This window comes from Streptomyces sp. NPDC058257 (assembly GCF_042881845.1).
GTDB lineage: Bacteria > Actinomycetota > Actinomycetes > Streptomycetales > Streptomycetaceae > Streptomyces.
The window spans coordinates 90,864-109,505 of sequence record NZ_JBHVXJ010000015.1 but is presented as its reverse complement, the minus strand read 5'-3'; the positions used below and the strand labels follow the sequence as shown (position 1 = coordinate 109,505).

At 70.8% G+C, this 18,642-nt stretch carries 14 protein-coding genes; 9 read left to right on the top strand and 5 right to left on the bottom strand.

Features of this window, described 5'->3' with window-relative positions; all coding sequences use genetic code 11:
- Positions 1 to 21: 21 nt before the first annotated feature.
- The 4 genes from ACFVXC_RS30110 to ACFVXC_RS30095 are packed head-to-tail and all read right to left on the bottom strand — an operon-like array spanning position 22 to position 2,730.
- On the bottom strand, positions 22 to 1,104 hold the full coding sequence (locus ACFVXC_RS30110; protein ID WP_389911387.1) for an ATP-binding protein: 1,083 nt from the start codon (positions 1,102 to 1,104) through the stop codon (positions 22 to 24).
- Entirely contained in the window at positions 1,092 to 1,514 is a 423-nt protein-coding gene (locus ACFVXC_RS30105) for an ATP-binding protein (protein ID WP_389911384.1), read from the bottom strand. Before ACFVXC_RS30105 ends, ACFVXC_RS30110 begins: the two co-directional genes overlap by 13 nt.
- A complete protein-coding gene (locus ACFVXC_RS30100; RefSeq protein WP_389911381.1) occupies positions 1,511 to 1,882 on the bottom strand; it encodes an STAS domain-containing protein in 372 nt (123 codons plus the stop codon). Before ACFVXC_RS30100 ends, ACFVXC_RS30105 begins: the two co-directional genes overlap by 4 nt.
- Positions 1,879 to 2,730, bottom strand: a complete 852-nt coding sequence (locus tag ACFVXC_RS30095) for an STAS domain-containing protein (RefSeq protein ID WP_389911378.1) — start codon at positions 2,728 to 2,730, stop codon at positions 1,879 to 1,881. Before ACFVXC_RS30095 ends, ACFVXC_RS30100 begins: the two co-directional genes overlap by 4 nt.
- 326 nt (positions 2,731 to 3,056) lie before the next feature.
- On the opposite strand from ACFVXC_RS30095, the gene ACFVXC_RS30090 reads away from it, so the two are divergent.
- From ACFVXC_RS30090 to ACFVXC_RS30050, 9 genes are all read left to right on the top strand, one after another.
- Positions 3,057 to 4,433, top strand: a complete 1,377-nt coding sequence (locus ACFVXC_RS30090; protein WP_389911375.1) for an MFS transporter — start codon at positions 3,057 to 3,059, stop codon at positions 4,431 to 4,433.
- A 62-nt stretch (positions 4,434 to 4,495) separates the two neighbouring features.
- A complete protein-coding gene (locus tag ACFVXC_RS30085) occupies positions 4,496 to 5,356 on the top strand; it encodes a shikimate dehydrogenase (protein WP_389911372.1) in 861 nt (286 codons plus the stop codon).
- A gap of 42 nt (positions 5,357 to 5,398) precedes the next feature.
- Positions 5,399 to 7,237 (top strand): bifunctional sugar phosphate isomerase/epimerase/4-hydroxyphenylpyruvate dioxygenase family protein, encoded by a 1,839-nt coding sequence (locus tag ACFVXC_RS30080; protein ID WP_389911369.1) that lies wholly within the window; start codon positions 5,399 to 5,401, stop codon positions 7,235 to 7,237.
- Between the two features lie 60 nt (positions 7,238 to 7,297).
- Positions 7,298 to 7,957, top strand: coding sequence for a TetR/AcrR family transcriptional regulator (locus ACFVXC_RS30075; RefSeq protein WP_389911366.1), 660 nt, complete (start codon positions 7,298 to 7,300; stop codon positions 7,955 to 7,957).
- Between the two features lie 102 nt (positions 7,958 to 8,059).
- On the top strand, positions 8,060 to 9,028 hold the full coding sequence (locus tag ACFVXC_RS30070) for an oxygenase MpaB family protein (RefSeq protein WP_389911364.1): 969 nt from the start codon (positions 8,060 to 8,062) through the stop codon (positions 9,026 to 9,028).
- On the top strand, positions 9,010 to 11,247 hold the full coding sequence (locus tag ACFVXC_RS30065; protein ID WP_389911361.1) for a tetratricopeptide repeat protein: 2,238 nt from the start codon (positions 9,010 to 9,012) through the stop codon (positions 11,245 to 11,247). Before ACFVXC_RS30070 ends, ACFVXC_RS30065 begins: the two co-directional genes overlap by 19 nt.
- A 75-nt stretch (positions 11,248 to 11,322) precedes the next feature.
- Positions 11,323 to 12,873, top strand: a complete 1,551-nt coding sequence (locus ACFVXC_RS30060; RefSeq protein WP_389911358.1) for a phytoene desaturase family protein — start codon at positions 11,323 to 11,325, stop codon at positions 12,871 to 12,873.
- Between the two features lie 428 nt (positions 12,874 to 13,301).
- Positions 13,302 to 14,405 (top strand): NAD(P)H-dependent flavin oxidoreductase, encoded by a 1,104-nt coding sequence (locus tag ACFVXC_RS30055; protein ID WP_389911355.1) that lies wholly within the window; start codon positions 13,302 to 13,304, stop codon positions 14,403 to 14,405.
- Positions 14,406 to 14,506: 101 nt separating this feature from the next.
- The gene (locus ACFVXC_RS30050; protein WP_389911617.1) at positions 14,507 to 16,063 is read left to right on the top strand and encodes an acyl-CoA synthetase; all 1,557 of its coding nucleotides are present in this window, start codon (positions 14,507 to 14,509) and stop codon (positions 16,061 to 16,063) included.
- Between the two features lie 111 nt (positions 16,064 to 16,174).
- Here ACFVXC_RS30050 and ACFVXC_RS30045 read toward each other — a convergent pair whose 3' ends face one another.
- Positions 16,175 to 18,607 carry a penicillin acylase family protein gene (locus ACFVXC_RS30045; protein ID WP_389911353.1) on the bottom strand — a complete coding sequence of 811 codons (2,433 nt, stop codon included), beginning with the start codon at positions 18,605 to 18,607 and terminating at the stop codon, positions 16,175 to 16,177.
- Positions 18,608 to 18,642: the final 35 nt, after the last annotated feature.

Here is an 18,642-nt window from a genome sequence, read left to right as displayed (position 1 = left end):
GTCCGCCCCGCCCTTCGCTGTTCACCAAACTCCCTTCACCACCACCACGCTGGCGTCGTCCCGGCGCACACCGGCCTCGCGCAACAGCTGCCCGGCCATGACGAGCGGCGCATGGTGAAGAAGCCCGGGGAGAGTCGTGTGGTCCCACCGCTCGGTGAGTCCGTCGGAATGCATGGCCAGGGCGCCGCCTTCGGGCAGCGGTTCCTCGAAGGTCCGCAGGCGGCGCATGTTCGCTCCGACGATGCCGGGCACCGAAAGCAGAGTCTTGCGGGCGTCGTGACCGATGAGGAAGCCGCTGATGTTGCCGACGCCGCAGTACTGCACCCGTTGGGCCGCCGGTTCGATCCTGGCGACTGCCGCCGCGCCGCCCCGGGTTCCCCGAAGAGCGCGGTGGACCGCTCTCATGATCCCTTCCGGATCGGTGGCGGGAGTGTCATGGAACGCCGCTACGGCCGCCGCACTGGCACGGGCCGCCAGCGGCCCGTGCCCCAGGCCGTCGCACATCATGACGAGAACGGCGGGGTGGCCGGTGCCGGTGGCCGTGGCCGTGGCCGTGTCGAGTCGGGCACTCCAGGCGTCGCCGCAGGTGATCTCACCACTGATGGGCCGTGTCATGCCGGAGACGCACTGCCGCCCGGCCGCCAGGGCCGCCGTCACTCCCTGGGCGTCCGCCCGGCGGGACCAGAACTGCGCCGCCATGACCGTCCCTTTGCCGGGCACGGAGTGGACGTCGAAGTGGTCGGCAAGTCTGGCCACGGCTCCGAGCCCGATGCCGAGTGTGCCGACGCTGGATGCTCCGTCGGCCATCGAGGCGGACACGTCGACCATGCCGGGCCCCGAGTCGACGGTGACGAACTCGACCGCGGCCTCGTCGTTCGTGTGCAGGGTCCGCAGCAGCAGCGCACCGTCCGTGGCATGTCGCTGGATGTTGGTGGCGGCCTCGGTGACGGCGAGGGCGACTTCCGCGGCACGGTGAGTGTCAAGTCCGACCCTTCGGGCCAACGCTGCCGCCGCTCCGCGCGCCGCGGTCGACAGGGAGGGACCGTCCCGGAACCAGCTCATGTCCCTGCTGGCCAGAATGGTCCGGGTGTTCACCGGGCCCACTTGATGATGGTGATCGTGGTGCCCGCGCCGACCTCTGTCACGAGTTCGAACTCGTCGACGAGGCGGCGGGCGCCACTGAGCCCCAGGCCCAGGCCTGCGCCCGAGGTCCAGCCGTCCGTCATCGCCAGACCCACGTCCTCGATGCCGGGCCCACCGTCCTCGAAGAGCGCGGCGATTCCCTGGCGGCCGTTCCTTTCGACGACCCCGGCCCTGACGGCTCCACCACCCCCGTAGACGAGGGTGTTGCGCGCCAGCTCGCTCGCTGCCGTGATCATTTTCGTCTGGTCCACGAGGGAGAGGCGGCAGCGCTGCGCCAGGACGCGGATGGTCTGTCTGATGCTCACCACGTCCTTGTTGTGCGTGATGGGGTAGACCTGAGGCGCCTCACCAGGCAGCCAGGGCGCTGTCACGCCTCGTCCGCAGAGGAGGAACGCCGTAGCCGGGCCAGTCCCTTCTCGAGGTCGAGAGCCGTGCTCACTCCGCCCAGCGACAGTCCGAGTTCGACGAGCGTGATGGCGACGGCGGGCCGCATCCCGACGACCACGGTCTCGGCGTCGAGCATGCGGGAGATGTCCGCGATCGTCGACAGCATGCGCCCGACGAAGGAGTCGACGATCTCCAGCGCCGTGATGTCGATGATGACGCCCCGGGCGGAGCGGTTCACGATCTGCTCGGCCAGGTCCTCCTGCAACTGCAGGACGGTCTGATCCTCCAGGTCGAACTGGATGGACACCACCAGCACCTCGCCGATCCGCAGGATCGGTACCCGCTCGGTCACAGCTGCCCGGCCTTGCGGGCGACCATCTCGACGCCCGACCTCTTCAGGGCCAGCTTGAGCGCGTCCGCGAGGCTCGCCTTGGTGACGATGCCCTCGAACTCGATGCCCAGCGCCACGATCGTCTGCGCGATCTGCGGGCGGATACCGGAGACGGTGCATTCGGCACCCATGAGGCGGGCCGCGACGATGGTCTTCAGCAGATGCTGGGCCACCTGTGTGTCCACCGCCGGTACGCCGGTGATGTCGATGATGGCCTGCTCGGAACCGGTGTCCACCAGCGCCTGAAGCAGCTTCTCCATGACGACCTGGGTCCGTGCGGAGTCCAACGTGCCCACCAGGGGCACGGCGATGACACCGTCCCACACCCGCACCACGGGCGTGGACAGCTCCATCAGCTGTTCGGCCTGCGCGGAGATGAGCTCCTCGCGGGTCCGTGTGTACGTCTCGATCGTGAACAGGCCAAGGCCGTCCAGTACGCGGCTGAGGCGCCCGAAGGCGCGGATCTCCTCGGTGGACCCGTTCTGGAGCACGGGCTCGAGAACCTGCTTGAGCGCGAATACGCTCACCGCCGTCTCCGTGGGCGAGAAGCCCTGCCGTGCCCTGTTTCTCGACAGCTCCGTCAGGAGGGCTCGCACTTCCGACATCTGTTCCCCGTGCACATCGCCGGCACCCTGGCTCAGTGCCTGCACGAGTGCTTCGTGCAACTCGACCAGCTCACGGCTCAGTTCGGCGACACTCACACGCCCTTTCAGTGTCCCCGAGACCTGCTGCACCCACTCCCCGGTCACGTCCCGCCCCTTGGCCGACAGCAACCCCAGCAGCTCGACCGCACTGTCCTGCTCAGTCACGTGACTGCTCCCCGCATTTGTCCTATTTAGCCTCGCGCCGCAGCGTAGGGCACGGCGATATGGGGAGTGGGCCGATCCGGCGAAGCTCACCGGTACGGGTTCCGTCGCGTCGGCCGTCCGTTACGGCGCGATGTATTGACACGGCCCGAGGGGCGGGGCCAGCATCACTTCCAAGTTAATTAACTATCTAGTGCGTTAACTGAACGTGTCGGGTGCGCACCGCTTACCACCCGGCCAGGCGTTCCCTCCCCGCCGCGCCGCACCCCCGTCCCCCTCTCGCGGCCCGCCCCGGCTCACGGCCGGGCCGCTCTCCCCGAGGAGTTCACGTGTCCGCTCACCCGCAGGCCGATCCGTCATCGGCCACGCCGCCGCTCCAGGGCAGGCCGCGCAAGGCCGCTTTCGCCGCCTGGATCGGCAGTGCCCTTGAGTACTACGACTTCTTCATCTACGGCAGCGCCGCGGCCCTGGTCTTCCCCAAAGTCTTCTTCGACCCGGACGACCCGGCCACCGCCACCCTGATCTCGCTGGCGACTTTCGGCGTCGCGTACGCGGCGCGCCCCGTCGGCGCTCTCGTTCTCGGCCACTTCGGTGACCGGCTCGGCCGTCGGAAGATCATGGTCTGGACGCTGATCCTCATGGGGCTCTCCACCTTCCTCATCGGCTGTCTGCCCACGTACGCGCAGGTCGGCACCGTCGCTCCGGTGCTGCTCGTGCTGATGCGGGTGTTCCAGGGCCTGTCCGCGGCCGGAGAGCAGGCAAGCGCGAACGCCATGACGCTGGAGCACGCGCCGGAACACCGGCGCGGCTACTACACGAGCTTCACCCTCAACGGGACCCAGGCCGGTCAGCTCCTCGCGACCCTGGTGTTCCTGCCGGTCGCGGCACTGCCTGACGACCAGCTCTACAGCTGGGGTTGGCGCGTTCCGTTCCTGCTGAGCGCCGTCGTCGCCGTCGCCGGATACGTCATCCGCCGCACCCTGGAGGAGACCCCCGTCTTCCAGCAGGTCTCGGCCGACCGGAAGGTGGCCAGGATGCCGCTGGCGGAACTGCTCAGGAACCACTGGGCCGACGTGCTGCGGGTGGTCGCGGCGGCACTGATCGCGACGGTCAGCACGATCTTCTCCGTCTGGGCCCTCTCGTACGCCACGAGCGACGCGGTCGGCCTCGACAAGACGGGCATGCTCTGGGTCGCGGGCAGCGCCAACGCGGTGGCTCTGCTCGCCATCCCGCTCTGGGCCAGGCTCTCGGACCGGATCGGCCGCAAGCCCGTCTTTCTCATCGGGGCACTCGGCAGCGGGGTGATGATCTTCGTCTACCTGTGGGCGATCTCGACCGGCAGCTACCCACTGGTCCTCGTGACCGGACTGCTCCTCTTCGGAGTCCTCTACAGCGCGGCCAACGGCATCTGGCCCTCGTTCTACGGCGAGATGTTCCCCGCCAGGGTCCGCCTCTCCGGCATGGCCGTCGGTACCCAGATCGGGTTCGCCGTCGCCGGCTTCGCGGTGACGTTCGCGGCACAGATCGCGGGCCCCGAGGGGGACGACTGGCTCGGCGTCGCGATCTTCACCGCCGCGTTCTGCGCGATCTGCGCGATCGCCGTGGCCACCGGGCGTGAGACACACCGGGTACCCACGGCCGAGTTGGGTGTGCGCGCCGGGCTCGCGAAGACGCCGACGGCGGAGCCCGAAGCCGCCGCCCTCTGAACCCGTCGCGCCGACCGCGACATCGTGATCAACCGTGCCAAGCTGACCTACAGGAACTCTTGATGACCTCGTACCTCACCGGCCTGATCGGCTCCGGTATCGGCCCCTCCCTGAGCCCCGCCCTGCACGAACGCGAGGCGGACCGGCACGGTGCGCGCCTCGTCTACCGCACCCTCGACATCGACGTCATCGGCGTAGCGCCCGAGGCCGTCGGAGAACTGGTGCACGCCGCCCGCCGACTCGGCTTCGACGGGCTGAACATCACCCACCCCTGCAAGCAGCTGGTCATCGAGCACCTGGACGAGCTCGCCCCCGAGGCCGCCGAGCTCGGCGCCGTGAACACCGTTGTCCTCAGGGGCGGACGCGCCGTCGGGCACAACACCGATGCCACCGGCTTCGCCCAGTCCTTCGCCCGGGGCCTGGCCGACGCGCCGACCGGTGACGTCGTACAGCTCGGGGCGGGCGGGGCGGGCGCCGCCGTGGCGCACGCCCTGCTCAACCTCGGTGTCGACCGGGTCACCCTGGTCGACACCGACCCGGCCCGTGCCACCGCTCTCGCCGCCGCGCTGACCGCGCGCTTCGGGCCCGGCCGTGCGGTGTCCGCGCCGAGCGGCGCGACGGCCGAGCGCCTCGCCGTCGCGGACGGCCTGGTCCACGCCACACCCACCGGCATGGTCGCCCACCCGGGCCTGCCCCTGCCTGTCGATCTGCTCAGGCCCGGCCTCTGGGTGGCCGAAGTGGTCTACCGGCCGCTGGAGACCGAGCTGTTGCGCGCGGCCCGCGCCATCGGCTGCCGCACCCTCGACGGCGGTGGCATGGCCGTCTTCCAGGCGGCCGACGCCTTCCGTCTCTTCACCGGACTCGAACCGCACACCGGATCGATGCTCGCCGACTTCGGCGACCTGGCCGCTTTCCCGGCCTGACAGATACCGACTCGATACTCACAGGCCCGAGAGAAGGACACCATGCGCAAAACGATCGCCACCGTCTCGCTCAGCGGCCCGCTGTCCGAGAAGCTCACCGCCGTCGCCACCGCCGGATTCGACGGTGTGGAGATCTTCGAGAACGATCTCATCGGCGCCCCGCTCAGCCCCGAGGAAGTGCGGCTGCGCTGTGCGGACCTGGGTCTTGGCATCGACCTCTACCAGCCCTTCCGCGACTTCGAGGCCGTCCCCACCGACGTCCTCGCCCGCAATCTGCGCCGCGCGGAACGCAAGTTCGCCGTGCTGGAGCGCCTGGGCGCGGACCTGCTCCTCGTCTGCTCCAGCGTCGCCCCCGACGCGGTCGACGACGACGCGCTCGCCGCCGAGCAGCTACGGCTCCTCGCCGACCGAGCGGCGGACCACGGCATCCGTATCGCCTACGAGGCGCTGGCCTGGGGCCGGCACGTCAGCACGTACGACCACGCCTGGCGGATCGTCGAACAGGCGGACCATCCGGCACTCGGCACCTGCCTCGACAGCTTCCACATCCTCTCCCGCGGATCCGACCCCAAGGGCATCGCGGACATCCCCGGCGAGAAGATCTTCTTCCTGCAGCTGGCGGACGCACCGCTGATGGCGATGGACGTCCTGCAGTGGAGCAGGCACTACCGCTGCTTCCCCGGCCAGGGCGGCTTCGACCTCGCCCCTCTGGTGGCCGCCACGGTAGGTGCCGGATACCAAGGGCCCCTGTCACTCGAAGTGTTCAACGACGTGTTCCGGCAGGCGGGCGCCGCCTCCACCGCCGTCGACGCGCTCCGCTCACTGCTCATGCTGGAGGAGTCGGCCGGTCTTTCCGCGCTCCCCGCGGCGCCCGCGCCCTCCGCCTTCGCCTTCGCCGAGCTGACCGCGGCCGACACCGAACCGCTGCGCGGAGTGCTCCAGGCTCTCGGCTTCGCCCACACGGCCCGGCACACCTGGAAGCCGGTCGAACTCTGGGAACAGGGGGATGCCCGCATCCTGCTCAACACCGGGGTCAGCGGCCGTCGTCAAGATCCGGCGCTGACCGCCATCGGCGTGGAGAGCTCCGACCCGGACCGCGCCGCGCGCCGCGCCGAAGAGCTGCTCGCGCCCGTGGTACCGCGCCGTCGGGGCCCGGGCGACGCACCGCTCGACGCGGTCGCCGCGCCCGACGGCACGGAGGTCTTCTTCTGCCGCACGGAGAAGCCCGACCACCTCAGCTGGACCGCTGACTTCACCGACGTACCGCCGCGCGGCCTGCCGGGGGAGCAGCCGGGGGAGCGAGGCGTACAGGCCGGGATCATCCGGCACATCGACCACATCGCGCTCACCCAGCCCTGGCACCAGTTCGACGAGGCATCGCTCTTCCACCGGGGAGTGCTCGGCCTGGAGGCGGACGGCAGCCTCGACCTGGCCGACCCCTACGGACTCGTGCGCAGCCGGGCCGTCGCGTCGCCCGACGGCGGTGTGCGCATCGTCCTCAACATCGCTCCGGCGCCGGACGCCGAAGGGGCCCGCCTCCAGCACATCGCCCTCGCGACGGACGACATCGTCGGCGCCGCCCGGCGTGTGCGGGAACACGGCGCGGGCCTGCTGCCGATTCCCGCCAACTACTACGACGACCTCGACGCCCGCCACGAGCTGGATCCGGAGTACCTGGCCACGCTGGCGGAGCTCGGCATCCTCTACGACCGGGACGAGAACGGCGAGTTCCTGCACTGCTACACCGCCACCGTCGGCCGGGTCTTCTTCGAGTTGGTGCGGCGCACGGGCGGCTACCGGGGATACGGGGCCCAGAACGCGGCCGTACGGCTCGCTGCCCAGCATCTTCAGCAGCCCTGGCCGTCATCCTCACCAGCATGAGCCGTCATCTCCACCCCCATTAGACTGACCGGCGCCGGAGAGTCCGCAAAGAGGAGCCGCATGGCCGCCGCCGTCCCCCCGTCGTCCCCGCCCGCCAAGCGAACCCGGGACGCGGCCCGCACCCAGGGGGAGATCCTCGACGTGGCCACCGAGGAGTTCGCCCGCATGGGATACGCGGGGGCCAGGGTGGACGAGATCGCCGCCCGCACGCGGACCACGAAGCGGATGATCTACTACTACTTCGGCAGCAAGGACCAGCTGTTCACCGCGGTCCTTGAGCGGGCGTACACGGTCATCCGGCAGGAGGAGCAGCAGCTCGACGTCGGGCATCTCGATCCGGTGTCCGCCATCCGCAGCCTTGCCGAGGTCACCTTCGACCACCACGAGGCGCACCCGGACTTCATCCGTCTCGTCAGCATCGAGAACATCCACGAGGCGAAGCACATCGGTGCCTCGCCGAGTCTGGCCTCACTCAGCTCTCCGGCGATCGACATCATCGCCTCGATCCTCGAAGCCGGGCGCGAGCAGGGCGTGTTCACGGCCGATGTGGACGCCGTGGACCTGCACGCGATGATCAGTTCCTTCTGCTTCTTCCGGGTCTCCAACCGGCATACGTTCCACGCGCTCTTCGGCCGCGACCTCACCGAGGTACCTCGCCGCGAGCACTACCGGACGATGCTGGGGGACATGGTCATCTCGTACCTGACCACCGCTCGCTGACCGCCGACACCGCCTCGGTGGCGGTCACGCGCACAGGGCCGCGCGCACGGGGCGGGTTGCGGGTCGCACCGGCGGCGTAGCCTGCGACCAGGAGGTGGTTGGATGCGCGAGGCATCCTCATCGGGGCATCCGGCGGCGGGAGACCCGGCGGCCAAGGACCCGGGGCTATTCGGCCCCTCGTCCGTGACCTGGCAGATGCACGGCGACCCGATGATGTGGGTCGCCGGGGTCCGCGCCCTGTACTTGCAGGCCCTGCACCCCCGCGCGGTCCGCGGTGTCATGCAGAACTCGGACTTCCGCAAAGACGCCTGGGGCCGCCTCATGCGTACCGCGAGCTTCGTGGGCACCACCACGTACGGCACCACCGAGGTCGCCGAGCACGCGGGCGCGCGGGTGCGGAAGATCCATACGATGCTCAAGGCCACCGACCCGGACACGGGGGAGCGGTACGGCGTCGACGAGCCCGAGCTGCTGCTCTGGGTGCACTGCGCCGAGATCGACTCCTATCTCCACGTCGTGCGCCGGTCCGGGTTCCGCCTCACCGACGAGCTCGCCGACCGGTATGTCGACGAACACCGGGAGAGCGCCCGCCTGGTCGGCCTCGACCCCGCCGACGTACCGGCGTCGGGCGCCCAACTCGCCGCGTACTTCGAGCGGGTGCGGCCCGAACTGGCCGCGGGGCCGGAGGCGCGTGATGTCGACGACTTCCTCCAACGCCCCCCGACCCACCCCCTGTTGGTTCCGGCGCGCGCCCTGCTGTGGCGGCGCGTGGCGAACCTGGCGTACGCCTCGCTGCCGCCCTACGCCCACGAGCTCTACGGCAGGACGGCCCCGCGGCCCGGCACCGTGACCCGCCGGCTTGTCACCACGGGCACCATCCTGCGCACCGTCCCCGCACGTATACGCTGGCAACTTCCCCCGAAACACATTCTGCGCGCCATGGCCAGGCTCGGCCCCGGCGCGCGGCCCGCCCCGTACAAACTCGACAGCCGGGCAGCCATACTGGACAGGCCGGGGAGGGCGAAGCGAGGCAACGGGGGCGACGGCGGGAGATGGCGGACACCAGGCTGATCCAGGGCCGGTACCGGCTGCTGGACCTGATCGGGCGCGGCGGCATGGGCGAGGTGTGGCGTGCGCGCGACGAGTCTCTCGGACGCAGGGTCGCTGTGAAGTGCCTCAAGCCGATGGGGCCGCAGCATGACCAGTCCTTCACGCGCGTCCTGCGCGAGAGGTTCCGGCGCGAGGCGCGCGTGGCGGCGGCACTGCAGCACCGCGGCGTCACCGTCGTACATGACTTCGGGGAGCATGACGGCGTCCTGTATCTGGTCATGGAACTGCTCGAAGGGCGCAACCTCAGTCAGCTCCTGGAGGACAACAAACAGCATCCACTGCCCGTCGCGGACGTCGTGGAGATCGCCGACCAGGTGGCCGCCGCACTCGCGTACACCCATGAACAGGGCATCGTGCACCGGGACCTGAAGCCCGCGAACATCATGCGGCTCACGGACGGCACGGTGAAGATCTGCGACTTCGGCATCGCGCGGCTCGGCCACGACATCGGCTTCACCTCGCGTCTGACCGGCACGGGCATCGCGATGGGTACACCGCACTACATGTCGCCCGAGCAGATCAGCGGCGCCCAGGTCGACCAGCGCAGCGACCTCTACTCATTCGGATGTGTCCTGTACGAGATCTCCACGGGGGCGCCGCCCTTCGACATGGAGGACGCCTGGGCCGTGCTCGTCGGCCACCGCGACACGCAGCCCGAGCCGCCGCGCACGCACCGCGACGAACTCCCCGAGTACTTCGAGAAGATCGTCCTCGACCTGCTCGCCAAGGAACCGGACGAACGCCCCGACGACGCCCGCGAGCTGGGGCGGCGCATCGTCTCGGGCCGCGCCGTCCCCTCGTACGTCCCGTCCGTCGTCACCCCGCCCGCCCACCGTCCGGAGCAGCCGCCCTCGCGTGAGCCGCGCCTTCCCTCGTGGACCCGCGGCATGACGACCGGGCACAAGGCGAACGGCGCCCCCGCGCTGCGGACGACGCCGCCCGACGCGGCGGCGGGCCTGACCGGCGAGTGGATCCCGCGCACCGACGCGCGCCGGGCCGCGGCACCGCGGCAGCCCGAACGGCCCACGCCGTCACCGGAGGTGGTCGCCACCCTGGTCAGCAGGCACAACGCGGGCCTGAGCCTGGGGCGCCTCGGCCGCTGGGCCGAGGCGGGCGAGGTGCACCGCGCGGTGGCCGCCGAGCGGGAGCACGCGCTCGGCCCCGACCATCCGGACACGCTCGCAAGCCGCTACGAGGTGGGTTTCACCCTCAGCCGCACCGGGCGGGCGGCCGACGCCCTGCGGGAGTACGGGCGCGTCGCGCAGGGCAGGGAACGCACCCTCGGCGCCGAGCACCAGGACACGCTCGCCGCACGTCAGGAAATGGCCTACGTACTGGGGCAGTTGGGGCGGCACTTCGAGGCCCATCAGACGTACACGGCGGTGCTGGCCGTGCGGGAGCGGACCGCGGGCGCCGATCACCCCGACACTCTGCGCTGCCGCCACAACCTGGCGTACAACCTCAGCAGGCTCGGCCGCCTGGAGGACTCCTATCAGCTGGCCCGCGAGGTCGCCACGGCCCGCGCGCGCGTCCTGGGCGCCACCCACCCCGACACCCTCGTCACCCGATACGAAGTCGCCTACGCACTAGGCCAGTTGGGGCGCTGGCCCGAGGCGCTCCAGACGTATCGCGAGGTCGCGGAGGCGCGCGGCCGGGCGCTCGGCGGCGACCACCCCGACACGCTCGCCGCGCGCTACGAGGTGGGGATCAGCCTCGGCCGCCTCGGCCGCAGCGGTGAGGCCCTGGAGCTGTACCGCGACCTGATCGACGACCGCAACCGCGTGAACGGCCCCTCCGATCCCGAGACCCTGCGCGCCCGGCACGGCCTCGGCGTCAACCTCGGCCGCCAGGGCCGCTGGGAGGAAGCCCTGGCCGAGGCCCGTGACGTCTGCGCGATCCGCGAACGCGTCCTGGGCGGCGACCACCCGGACACCCTGGTCAGCCGCCGCGAGGTGGCCGTGGGTCTGGGATGGCTCGGCCGTTGGGCCGACGCCCTCACCGAGTACCGCCGCGTCGCCGCGGCCCGCGAACAGGTCCTCGGCGCCGACCACCCCGACGCCCTGGCCAGCCGCAACGACGAGGCGCACTGCCTGGAACAGCTGGGCCGCGGCACCGAGGCGGTCGAGCTCTACCGGCGCGTGGCGGCGCTGCGCCAGCAGCGCGCGTCCGGCGGGCGCTGAGGGTGCTGACGGTGCCGGGGGCGTCGGGGGTGTGACCATCGCACCATGAGGCGGGGGCTCGTGTTAGTAAGGGCTATGCCTCCTCGCGATCGATACGACGCCGTCATCGTCGGCGGTGGTCACAACGGACTCGTCGTCGCCGCCTATCTCGCCCGCGCGGGACGCTCCGTCCTGCTTCTGGAGCGGCTCTCCAAGACCGGCGGCGCCGCCGTCTCCAGCCGCCCCTTCGCCGGAGTGGACGCCCGGCTCTCGCGCTACTCGTACCTGGTCAGCCTCCTGCCGCGGAAGATCGTCAGGGACCTCGACCTGGACTTCAGAGTGCGCACCCGCACGGTCTCCTCCTACACCCCGACCGAGCGCGACGGGCGGCCGACCGGACTGCTCGTGGGCGGGGGCGAAGCGCGCACCAGGGAGGCGTTCGAGCGGCTCACCGGCGGACCGCGGGAGTACGAGGCGTGGCGGGAGTTCTACGCCATGACGGGTGAGGTCGCGGGGCGGGTGTTCCCCACGCTCACCGAACCCCTGCCCACGCGCGACGCGCTGCGCGAGCGGGTCGGTGACGAGACCGCCTGGCGAACGCTCTTCGAAGAGCCCATCGGCGCCGCCATCGAGGAGCGGTTCCAGGACGACCTGGTGCGCGGAGTGGTGCTCACCGATGCCCTCATCGGCACGTTCGCCGACGCCCACGACCTGTCCCTGCGCCAGAACCGCTGCTTCCTGTACCACGTCATCGGCGGCGGCACCGGCGACTGGAACGTGCCCGTCGGCGGCATGGGCGCGCTCACCAGTGCCCTCGCCCGGACCGCCCGCGCGGCCGGCGCCGAGCTCGCCACGGACCACGAGGTCATCCGTATCGACTCGGACGGACAGAGCGCCGAGGTCACGTACCGCACGCCCGAGCGCGAAGCCACCGTCGCCGCACGGCACGTCCTGGTCAACGCCTCACCGCAGGAGCTCGCCGCCCTCGTCGGCGCCGCACCCCCCGACCCGGCCGCGGGCGCCCAGCTCAAGGTCAACATGCTGCTCGAACGGCTGCCGAGGCTGCGCGACACCTCGGTCGACCCGCACGAGGCCTTCGCCGGGACCTTCCACATCGCGGAGGGGTACGGCGAGCTGGGAGCCGCGTACGTGCAGGCCGCGGCCGGAGAGCTGCCCGCCGCGCCACCGTCCGAGATCTACTGCCACTCCCTCACGGACCCCAGCATCCTCGCCCCCGACCTCGTCGAGCGCGGCTTCCAGACCCTTACGCTCTTCGGACTGCACACGCCCGCGCGTCTCTTCGCCCACGACAACGACGCCGTACGGGCCGAACTGCTCAAGTCGACCCTGGCGCAGCTGGACGCCCACCTGGCGGAGCCGCTCGCCGACTGCCTGGCCACCGACGCCGAAGGACGCCCCTGCATCGAGGCCAAGACCCCGCTCGACCTGGAACGCGACCTGCGCCTGCCCGGCGGCAACATCTTCCACCGCGACCTCGCCTTCCCCTACGCCCAGGACGACACAGGCCGGTGGGGCGTGGAGACGCGGCACGCGAACGTCCTGCTGTGCGGGGCGGGTGCCGTGCGCGGCGGCGGGGTCAGCGGCATCCCCGGGCACAACGCGGCGATGGCCGCGCTGGGGGAGTAGGGCGGCCTCAGTCGGCCGAGGGGGCCCACCCCGCCGCCTCGATGCGTGCTCGGGGGTGCCGGGACGCAGCGTCGGGCGCCCGGCGCCGGTCGCGGAGCGCGCCGCCGCGGCAGGACCCGCGGGGAACGGGACAAGGGCGAGCGGCCCGACCGACGCGGATACTCGCGCGCCCAGACGCGGATACTCGCGCGCCCAGTTGGTGTCGGCTGGGGCCGCCGTCCGCTCTGTCCGCCGCCCCGCTGACCCCGGCCATGACCGTGCCCCCTCCTGAGACTCTCCTGAACTGAAACTATCTTTCGGGATCACAAGAAACTGCTGAAACATCCATGTCGGCGCGGAGCCCTGACAACCACGGGTACCCGGCAAAGATCTGACACTGCATCAGAAAATCTCTTCCGTCGTCCGGACGGCTGCGGCATCCTGCGCCCATGCAGACAGAGCTGAGCAGGAAACTGGGGATCGAGCACGCCGTCTTCGGCTTCACGCCCTTCCCGGCGGTGGCGGCCGCCATCAGCAGGGCGGGCGGATTCGGTGTGCTCGGCGCGGTCCGCTACACGGCGCCCGACGAACTGGCCCGGGATCTCGACTGGATGCAGGAGCATCTCGACGACCGGCCCTACGGACTCGATGTCGTGATGCCCGCGAAGAAGGTCGAGGGGGTGAGCGAGTCCGATGTCGAGGCGATGATCCCCGAAGGCCACCGCCAGTTCGTCGAGGACACCCTCGGTAAGTACGGCGTACCCGAACTGGCCGAAGGCGAAGCCTCCGGCTGGCGTATCACCGGATGGATGGAGCAGGTCGCCCGCAATCAGCTCGACGTCGCCTTCGACTACCCGATCAAGCTGCTCGCCAACGCGCTCGGTTCACCGCCCGCCGACGTCATCCAGCGCGCCCACGACCACGACGTACTGGTCGCCGCTCTCGCGGGCAGCGCCCGGCACGCGCGCAAGCACGCGGACGCGGGCATCGACATCGTCGTCGCGCAGGGCTACGAGGCGGGCGGCCACACCGGCGAGATCGCCTCCATGGTCCTGACGCCGGAAGCCGTCGAGGCCGTGGCGCCGCTGCCGGTGCTCGCGGCGGGCGGTATCGGCAGCGGCGACCAGATCGCGGCCGCGTTCGCGCTCGGCGCGCAGGGCGTGTGGCTCGGCTCCCTCTGGCTCACCACGACGGAGGCCGACCTCCACTCGCGGGCTCTCACCGAGAAGCTCCTGGCGGCGGGCTCGGGCGACACGGTCCGCTCGCGCGCCCTCACGGGCAAACCCGCGCGCCAGCTGCGCACCGAATGGACCGACGCCTGGGACGACCCGGACGGACCCGGCACGCTGCCCATGCCGCTGCAGGGGCTTCTGGTCGCCGAGGCGGTCTCGCGCATCCAGAAGCACGAGGTCCAGGCGCTGCTCGGCACGCCGGTCGGGCAGATCGTCGGCCGGATGAACAGCGAACGCAGCGTCCAGGTGGTCTTCGACGAGCTGACCCGCGGTTTCGAGCGGGCCATCGACCGCGTGAACCGCATAGCCGGACGCGACTGACGACCGGACGCGACCGGCGAGACGACGCGACCGACGACCGGACACGACCGACGAGACGACGCGACCGACGAGACGACGGAGGAGAGGTCCTTATGAGCAGCATGCCGGGCAGTACGCCCCCCAACGGCTTCTGGGCGCAGGCCGAAGCGGACCCGGACCGCACGGTACTGATCGCACCCGACGGCGAGGAGTGGACCGCGCGGCGCCTGCACGCGGCGACCAACCAGCTCGTCCACGGGCTGCGCGCCGCGGGCCTCGAACGCGGCGACGCCTTCGCCGTGGTGCTGCCCAACAGCGTCGAGTTCCTCACCGCGTACCTGGCGGCCTCACAGGCCGGTTTCTACCTCGTCCCGGTCAACCACCACCTGGTGGGACCGGAGATCGCCTGGATCGTCGCCGACTCCGGTGCGAAGGTGCTCATCGCGCACGAGCGGTTCGCGCCGGCGGCGACCCATGCCGCCGACGAAGCGAAGCTCCCGGCGACGCACCGGTACTCGGTGGGTGGCGTACCCGGCTTCCGTCCGTACGCCGAACTCCTGGCCGGAAAACCGGAATCCGCGCCCGACGAGCGCACCCTCGGCTGGGTCATGAACTACACCTCGGGCACCACGGGACGCCCGCGAGGCATCCGGCGCCCGCTGTCCGGGAAGCTCCCCGAGGAGTCGTATCTCGGCGGCTTCCTCGGCATCTTCGGCGTCAAGCCGTTCGACGGCAACGTGCACCTCGTCTGCTCGCCGCTCTACCACACCGCGGTCCTCCAGTTCGCGGGCGCCGCCCTGCACATCGGCCACCCGCTGGTCCTGATGGACAAGTGGACGCCCCAGGAGATGCTCCGTCTCATCGACCGGTACAAGTGCACGCACACCCACATGGTGCCCACCCAGTTCCACCGCCTTCTCGCGCTGCCGGACGCGACCAAGGAGGCGTACGACGTGTCGTCGATGCGCCACGCCATCCACGGCGCCGCGCCCTGCCCCGACCACGTCAAACGGGCGATGATCGAGTGGTGGGGCGAGTGCGTCGAGGAGTACTACGCGGCCAGCGAGGGCGGCGGCGCCTTCGCCACCGCGCAGGACTGGCTGAAGCGGCCCGGCACCGTCGGCAAGGCGTGGCCCATCAGCGAACTGGCCGTCTTCGACGACGACGGCAATCGGCTGCCGCCCGGTGAACTCGGCACCGTCTACATGAAGATGAGCACCGGCGGGTTCTCGTACCACAAGGACGAGTCCAAGACGAAGAAGAACCGCATCGGCGAATTCTTCACGGTCGGCGACCTCGGCTACCTCGACGAGGACGGCTACCTCTACCTCCGCGACCGCAAGATCGACATGATCATCTCGGGCGGGGTCAACATCTACCCCGCCGAGATCGAGTCCGCGCTGCTCACCCATCCCGCCGTCGCGGACGCCGCCGCGTTCGGCATCCCGCACGACGAGTGGGGCGAGCAGGTCAAGGCGGTCGTGGAGGTGACGGAGGGCAACACGGCGGGCGACGCGCTCGCCGCCGACATCCTCGACCACTGCGAGCGCCGACTCGCGGGCTACAAGCGCCCCAAGAGCGTCGACTTCATCAAGACCATGCCGCGCGACCCGAACGGCAAGCTCTACAAGCGACGGCTGCGCGAACCGTACTGGGAGGGCCGGGAGCGCGCGCTGTAGGCGCCCTCAGGGGCGCGGGGAACTGCGCGACAAGCCCCCACCGGCCCGCAGGAGCAACCACGAAGCAGGGCCACCCCGCGTCGAGCCCGACGCGGGGTGGCCCGATATCAGTCAACGCGGCACGGCAGCCCCCCGAACCTTGACCACCTTCAGCCCGGGATCACGCAGAATGTCCTTCTCGCAGAACCGCGAGGTGACCCAGCGCTCACCGGAGTACAACCGCGTCTGATCGCTGTAGTGCGGCGAGTTGGGGTTCGACGACTGCGAGTAGGTGAGGAGCGTGCGCGCCTGAGGGCAGCGCCCCTTGTCCCAGCCGACCGCCTGGATGTGGCTCGAACCGTGCGCGACCTCGGTGTAGCCGCCGCCCTTCGCGTCCCAGACCGGCTCGACCTTGTTCCACACGCCGATCGACTCCGTGCCGCCGGAGACCGGCAGCCGCTCCGAGCCGCGTACGACGAACTGGTTCCTGCCCAGCGGCGCGTCGAGCGCGATGCCGGCCCCGCTCAGCTCGGTCACCGCGTCGGCGAGCGCGGTCGTGAAGCCCGGCGCGGCCGTGTTGAGGGTGTTCGGGGTGCGCACCGGGTCGGCGGCGGAGAACGGCACCTTCCACAGCTGGGCGTTCGGCACGGCGACGACGAGCTTCCGCCAGAACCGGTCGAAGAGCAGCGCCCCCTCGCTGTCCGTGTTCATGGTGCGATCCCAGGCCTTGAGGACGTCACAGGCCTCGCGTACGTCGACGGCCCTGCCGTCGCTGCCGGTCGCGGCGCCCCCGGGCAGCGCGGCACACGCGCGTGCCGCGTCGGCGGCGGCCAGGTCGCCCGCGGGCGCCCGGTTCGCGAACTGCTGCTTCTGGAGGTCCGTGACCGTCAGGCCGCCCCTCTTCGCCATCTTGGCGACATCCTCGACGGCGCCGCGCGTCCGCATGGAGCGCTGCGTGCCGATCGTGCCGAAGATCCGCTCGTAGCCCGTGATCGGCCGGTCGGCGTTGGTGAGCCAGGCGCTGTCGTTGGAGTTCTCCGCGTACGGGGCGTCCTTGAGGGTGGGCATCCTCGACGGGCCGAAGACGCCGGGCTGGACGGCGTCCTTGTCCGAACCGAGCGCGCAGTCGCCGCGCGAGCCGTCGAGCACGGCCACGCCCGACGCCGGATACGTCACCTTGCCCAGATCGGTCGAGCAGCGCTCGGCCAGGTCGTCGGTGATGCGGGGAAGGACCTGGGACTGGCTGAGGAGCGAGTGGCCCTTTTGGTCGGCGGCGACGGTGTTGACCCAGGGGAGGCCCTGGGTGTCGCGCAGCGCCTTCAGGATGCCCTCGGTGGAGCGGGCCCTGCCGAAGCCGAGGTCGGTGTCGCTGCCGCGCATGTTCCTGGCGTTGGGGTCGTTCAGGGCGTACGCGGTCTTCGCCGACCAGGGCAGCGGGAGCTGAGCGCCGAGGTCGGTGGTGACCGGGCCGTATCGGGTCCACCACTGCGTGCGGGTCACCGGAGCACCGTTCCTGACCGGCACCTCGACCGTCCGCTTCGTCATCTTCTCCGGCTTGCCGTCCACCAGATAGGTGGTGGGGTCGGCCGGATCCAGCGTGAGCTGGTGCAGGTTGAGGGTCACGCCGGACGCCACCGTGTGACTCCACGCCACATCGCCGTTGAAGCCGATGTTGACGACGCTCGTGCCGACCAGGGAACCGCCCGAGACGTTCAGCTCACCGGGGATGGTCTGCTGCGACTGCCAGAAGCGTCGGCCACCCTGCCAGGGGTAGTGCGGATTGCCGAGCAGCAGGCCCTTGCCGTTCGCGGTGGTCTTCCCGCTGAACGCGACGGCGTTGGAACCCATGACGGCCTCGTCGGCCGAGAAGAGCTCGCGCGCCTCCTTCGCGGTGCGCTCGGGGTCAGGTGCGCGGTCCGGGGCTGTCGCGCTCGGTGGCTTCGCCGCGGTGATGCCATCTATGCCGCGCCCCTGACCGCCCAGAACCTGGACGGCGAAGCCCTGTCGGGCCACGTCCAGAGCGGTGATCGGGCGCAGCCACTTGGCGCCCTCGCAGGCCGGGTCGGTGACGCGGTTCTGCTTCAGCCAGGCGTTGTAGCCGGCCGCGAAGCCGCGCATCAGCTTCTTCGACGTGGTGCTCGGCCCCGCGGGGGCGGGCTGCTTGAGAAGCTTCTCCACCGTGTGCGTGTCGCGGACGCCGCCGAAGTAGAGGTCGCTGGAGAGGTTCGTGGTCGCCGAGGACAGCGAGCCGTCGGGCTTGCCGTCGGCGCCGAAGTAGCGTGACCGCTCGCCGCGCACGGTCGCGTAGCCCTCGGCGAGGGTGCACACCTGGTCGGCGGCCTGCGCCCAGCCGGTGCCGAAGCCGAGGTTCTCGTAGTCCTTGGCGAGGATGTGCGGAATGCCGTACTGGGTGTAGCGGACGGTGGCGGACAGACCGCCGCCCGACGGGCGGGCGTCGCCGTGCGCCCCAGCCGCGCCCGCCGTGGCGGCGGACGACGGCAGAAACGCCGCGGCGGTCAACAGGCTGATACCCAAGGCCGTCAGGTGTCTGATGCGGATACGCATGGTGCCTCCCAACTGATGTGATCGAAGGGGCGGTT

Excerpts from the sequence above, each read along its gene's own strand:
- ACFVXC_RS30085 (WP_389911372.1), top strand. The coding sequence starts at position 4,496 with ATGACCTCGTACCTCACCGGCCTGATCGGCTCCGGTATCGGCCCCTCC.
- ACFVXC_RS30080 (WP_389911369.1), top strand. The coding sequence starts at position 5,399 with ATGCGCAAAACGATCGCCACCGTCTCGCTCAGCGGCCCGCTGTCCGAG.
- ACFVXC_RS30075 (WP_389911366.1), top strand. The coding sequence starts at position 7,298 with ATGGCCGCCGCCGTCCCCCCGTCGTCCCCGCCCGCCAAGCGAACCCGG.
- ACFVXC_RS30070 (WP_389911364.1), top strand. The coding sequence starts at position 8,060 with ATGCGCGAGGCATCCTCATCGGGGCATCCGGCGGCGGGAGACCCGGCG.
- ACFVXC_RS30065 (WP_389911361.1), top strand. The coding sequence starts at position 9,010 with ATGGCGGACACCAGGCTGATCCAGGGCCGGTACCGGCTGCTGGACCTG.
- ACFVXC_RS30060 (WP_389911358.1), top strand. The coding sequence starts at position 11,323 with ATGCCTCCTCGCGATCGATACGACGCCGTCATCGTCGGCGGTGGTCAC.
- ACFVXC_RS30055 (WP_389911355.1), top strand. The coding sequence starts at position 13,302 with ATGCAGACAGAGCTGAGCAGGAAACTGGGGATCGAGCACGCCGTCTTC.
- ACFVXC_RS30050 (WP_389911617.1), top strand. The coding sequence starts at position 14,507 with ATGCCGGGCAGTACGCCCCCCAACGGCTTCTGGGCGCAGGCCGAAGCG.
- ACFVXC_RS30045 (WP_389911353.1), bottom strand. The coding sequence starts at position 18,607 with ATGCGTATCCGCATCAGACACCTGACGGCCTTGGGTATCAGCCTGTTG.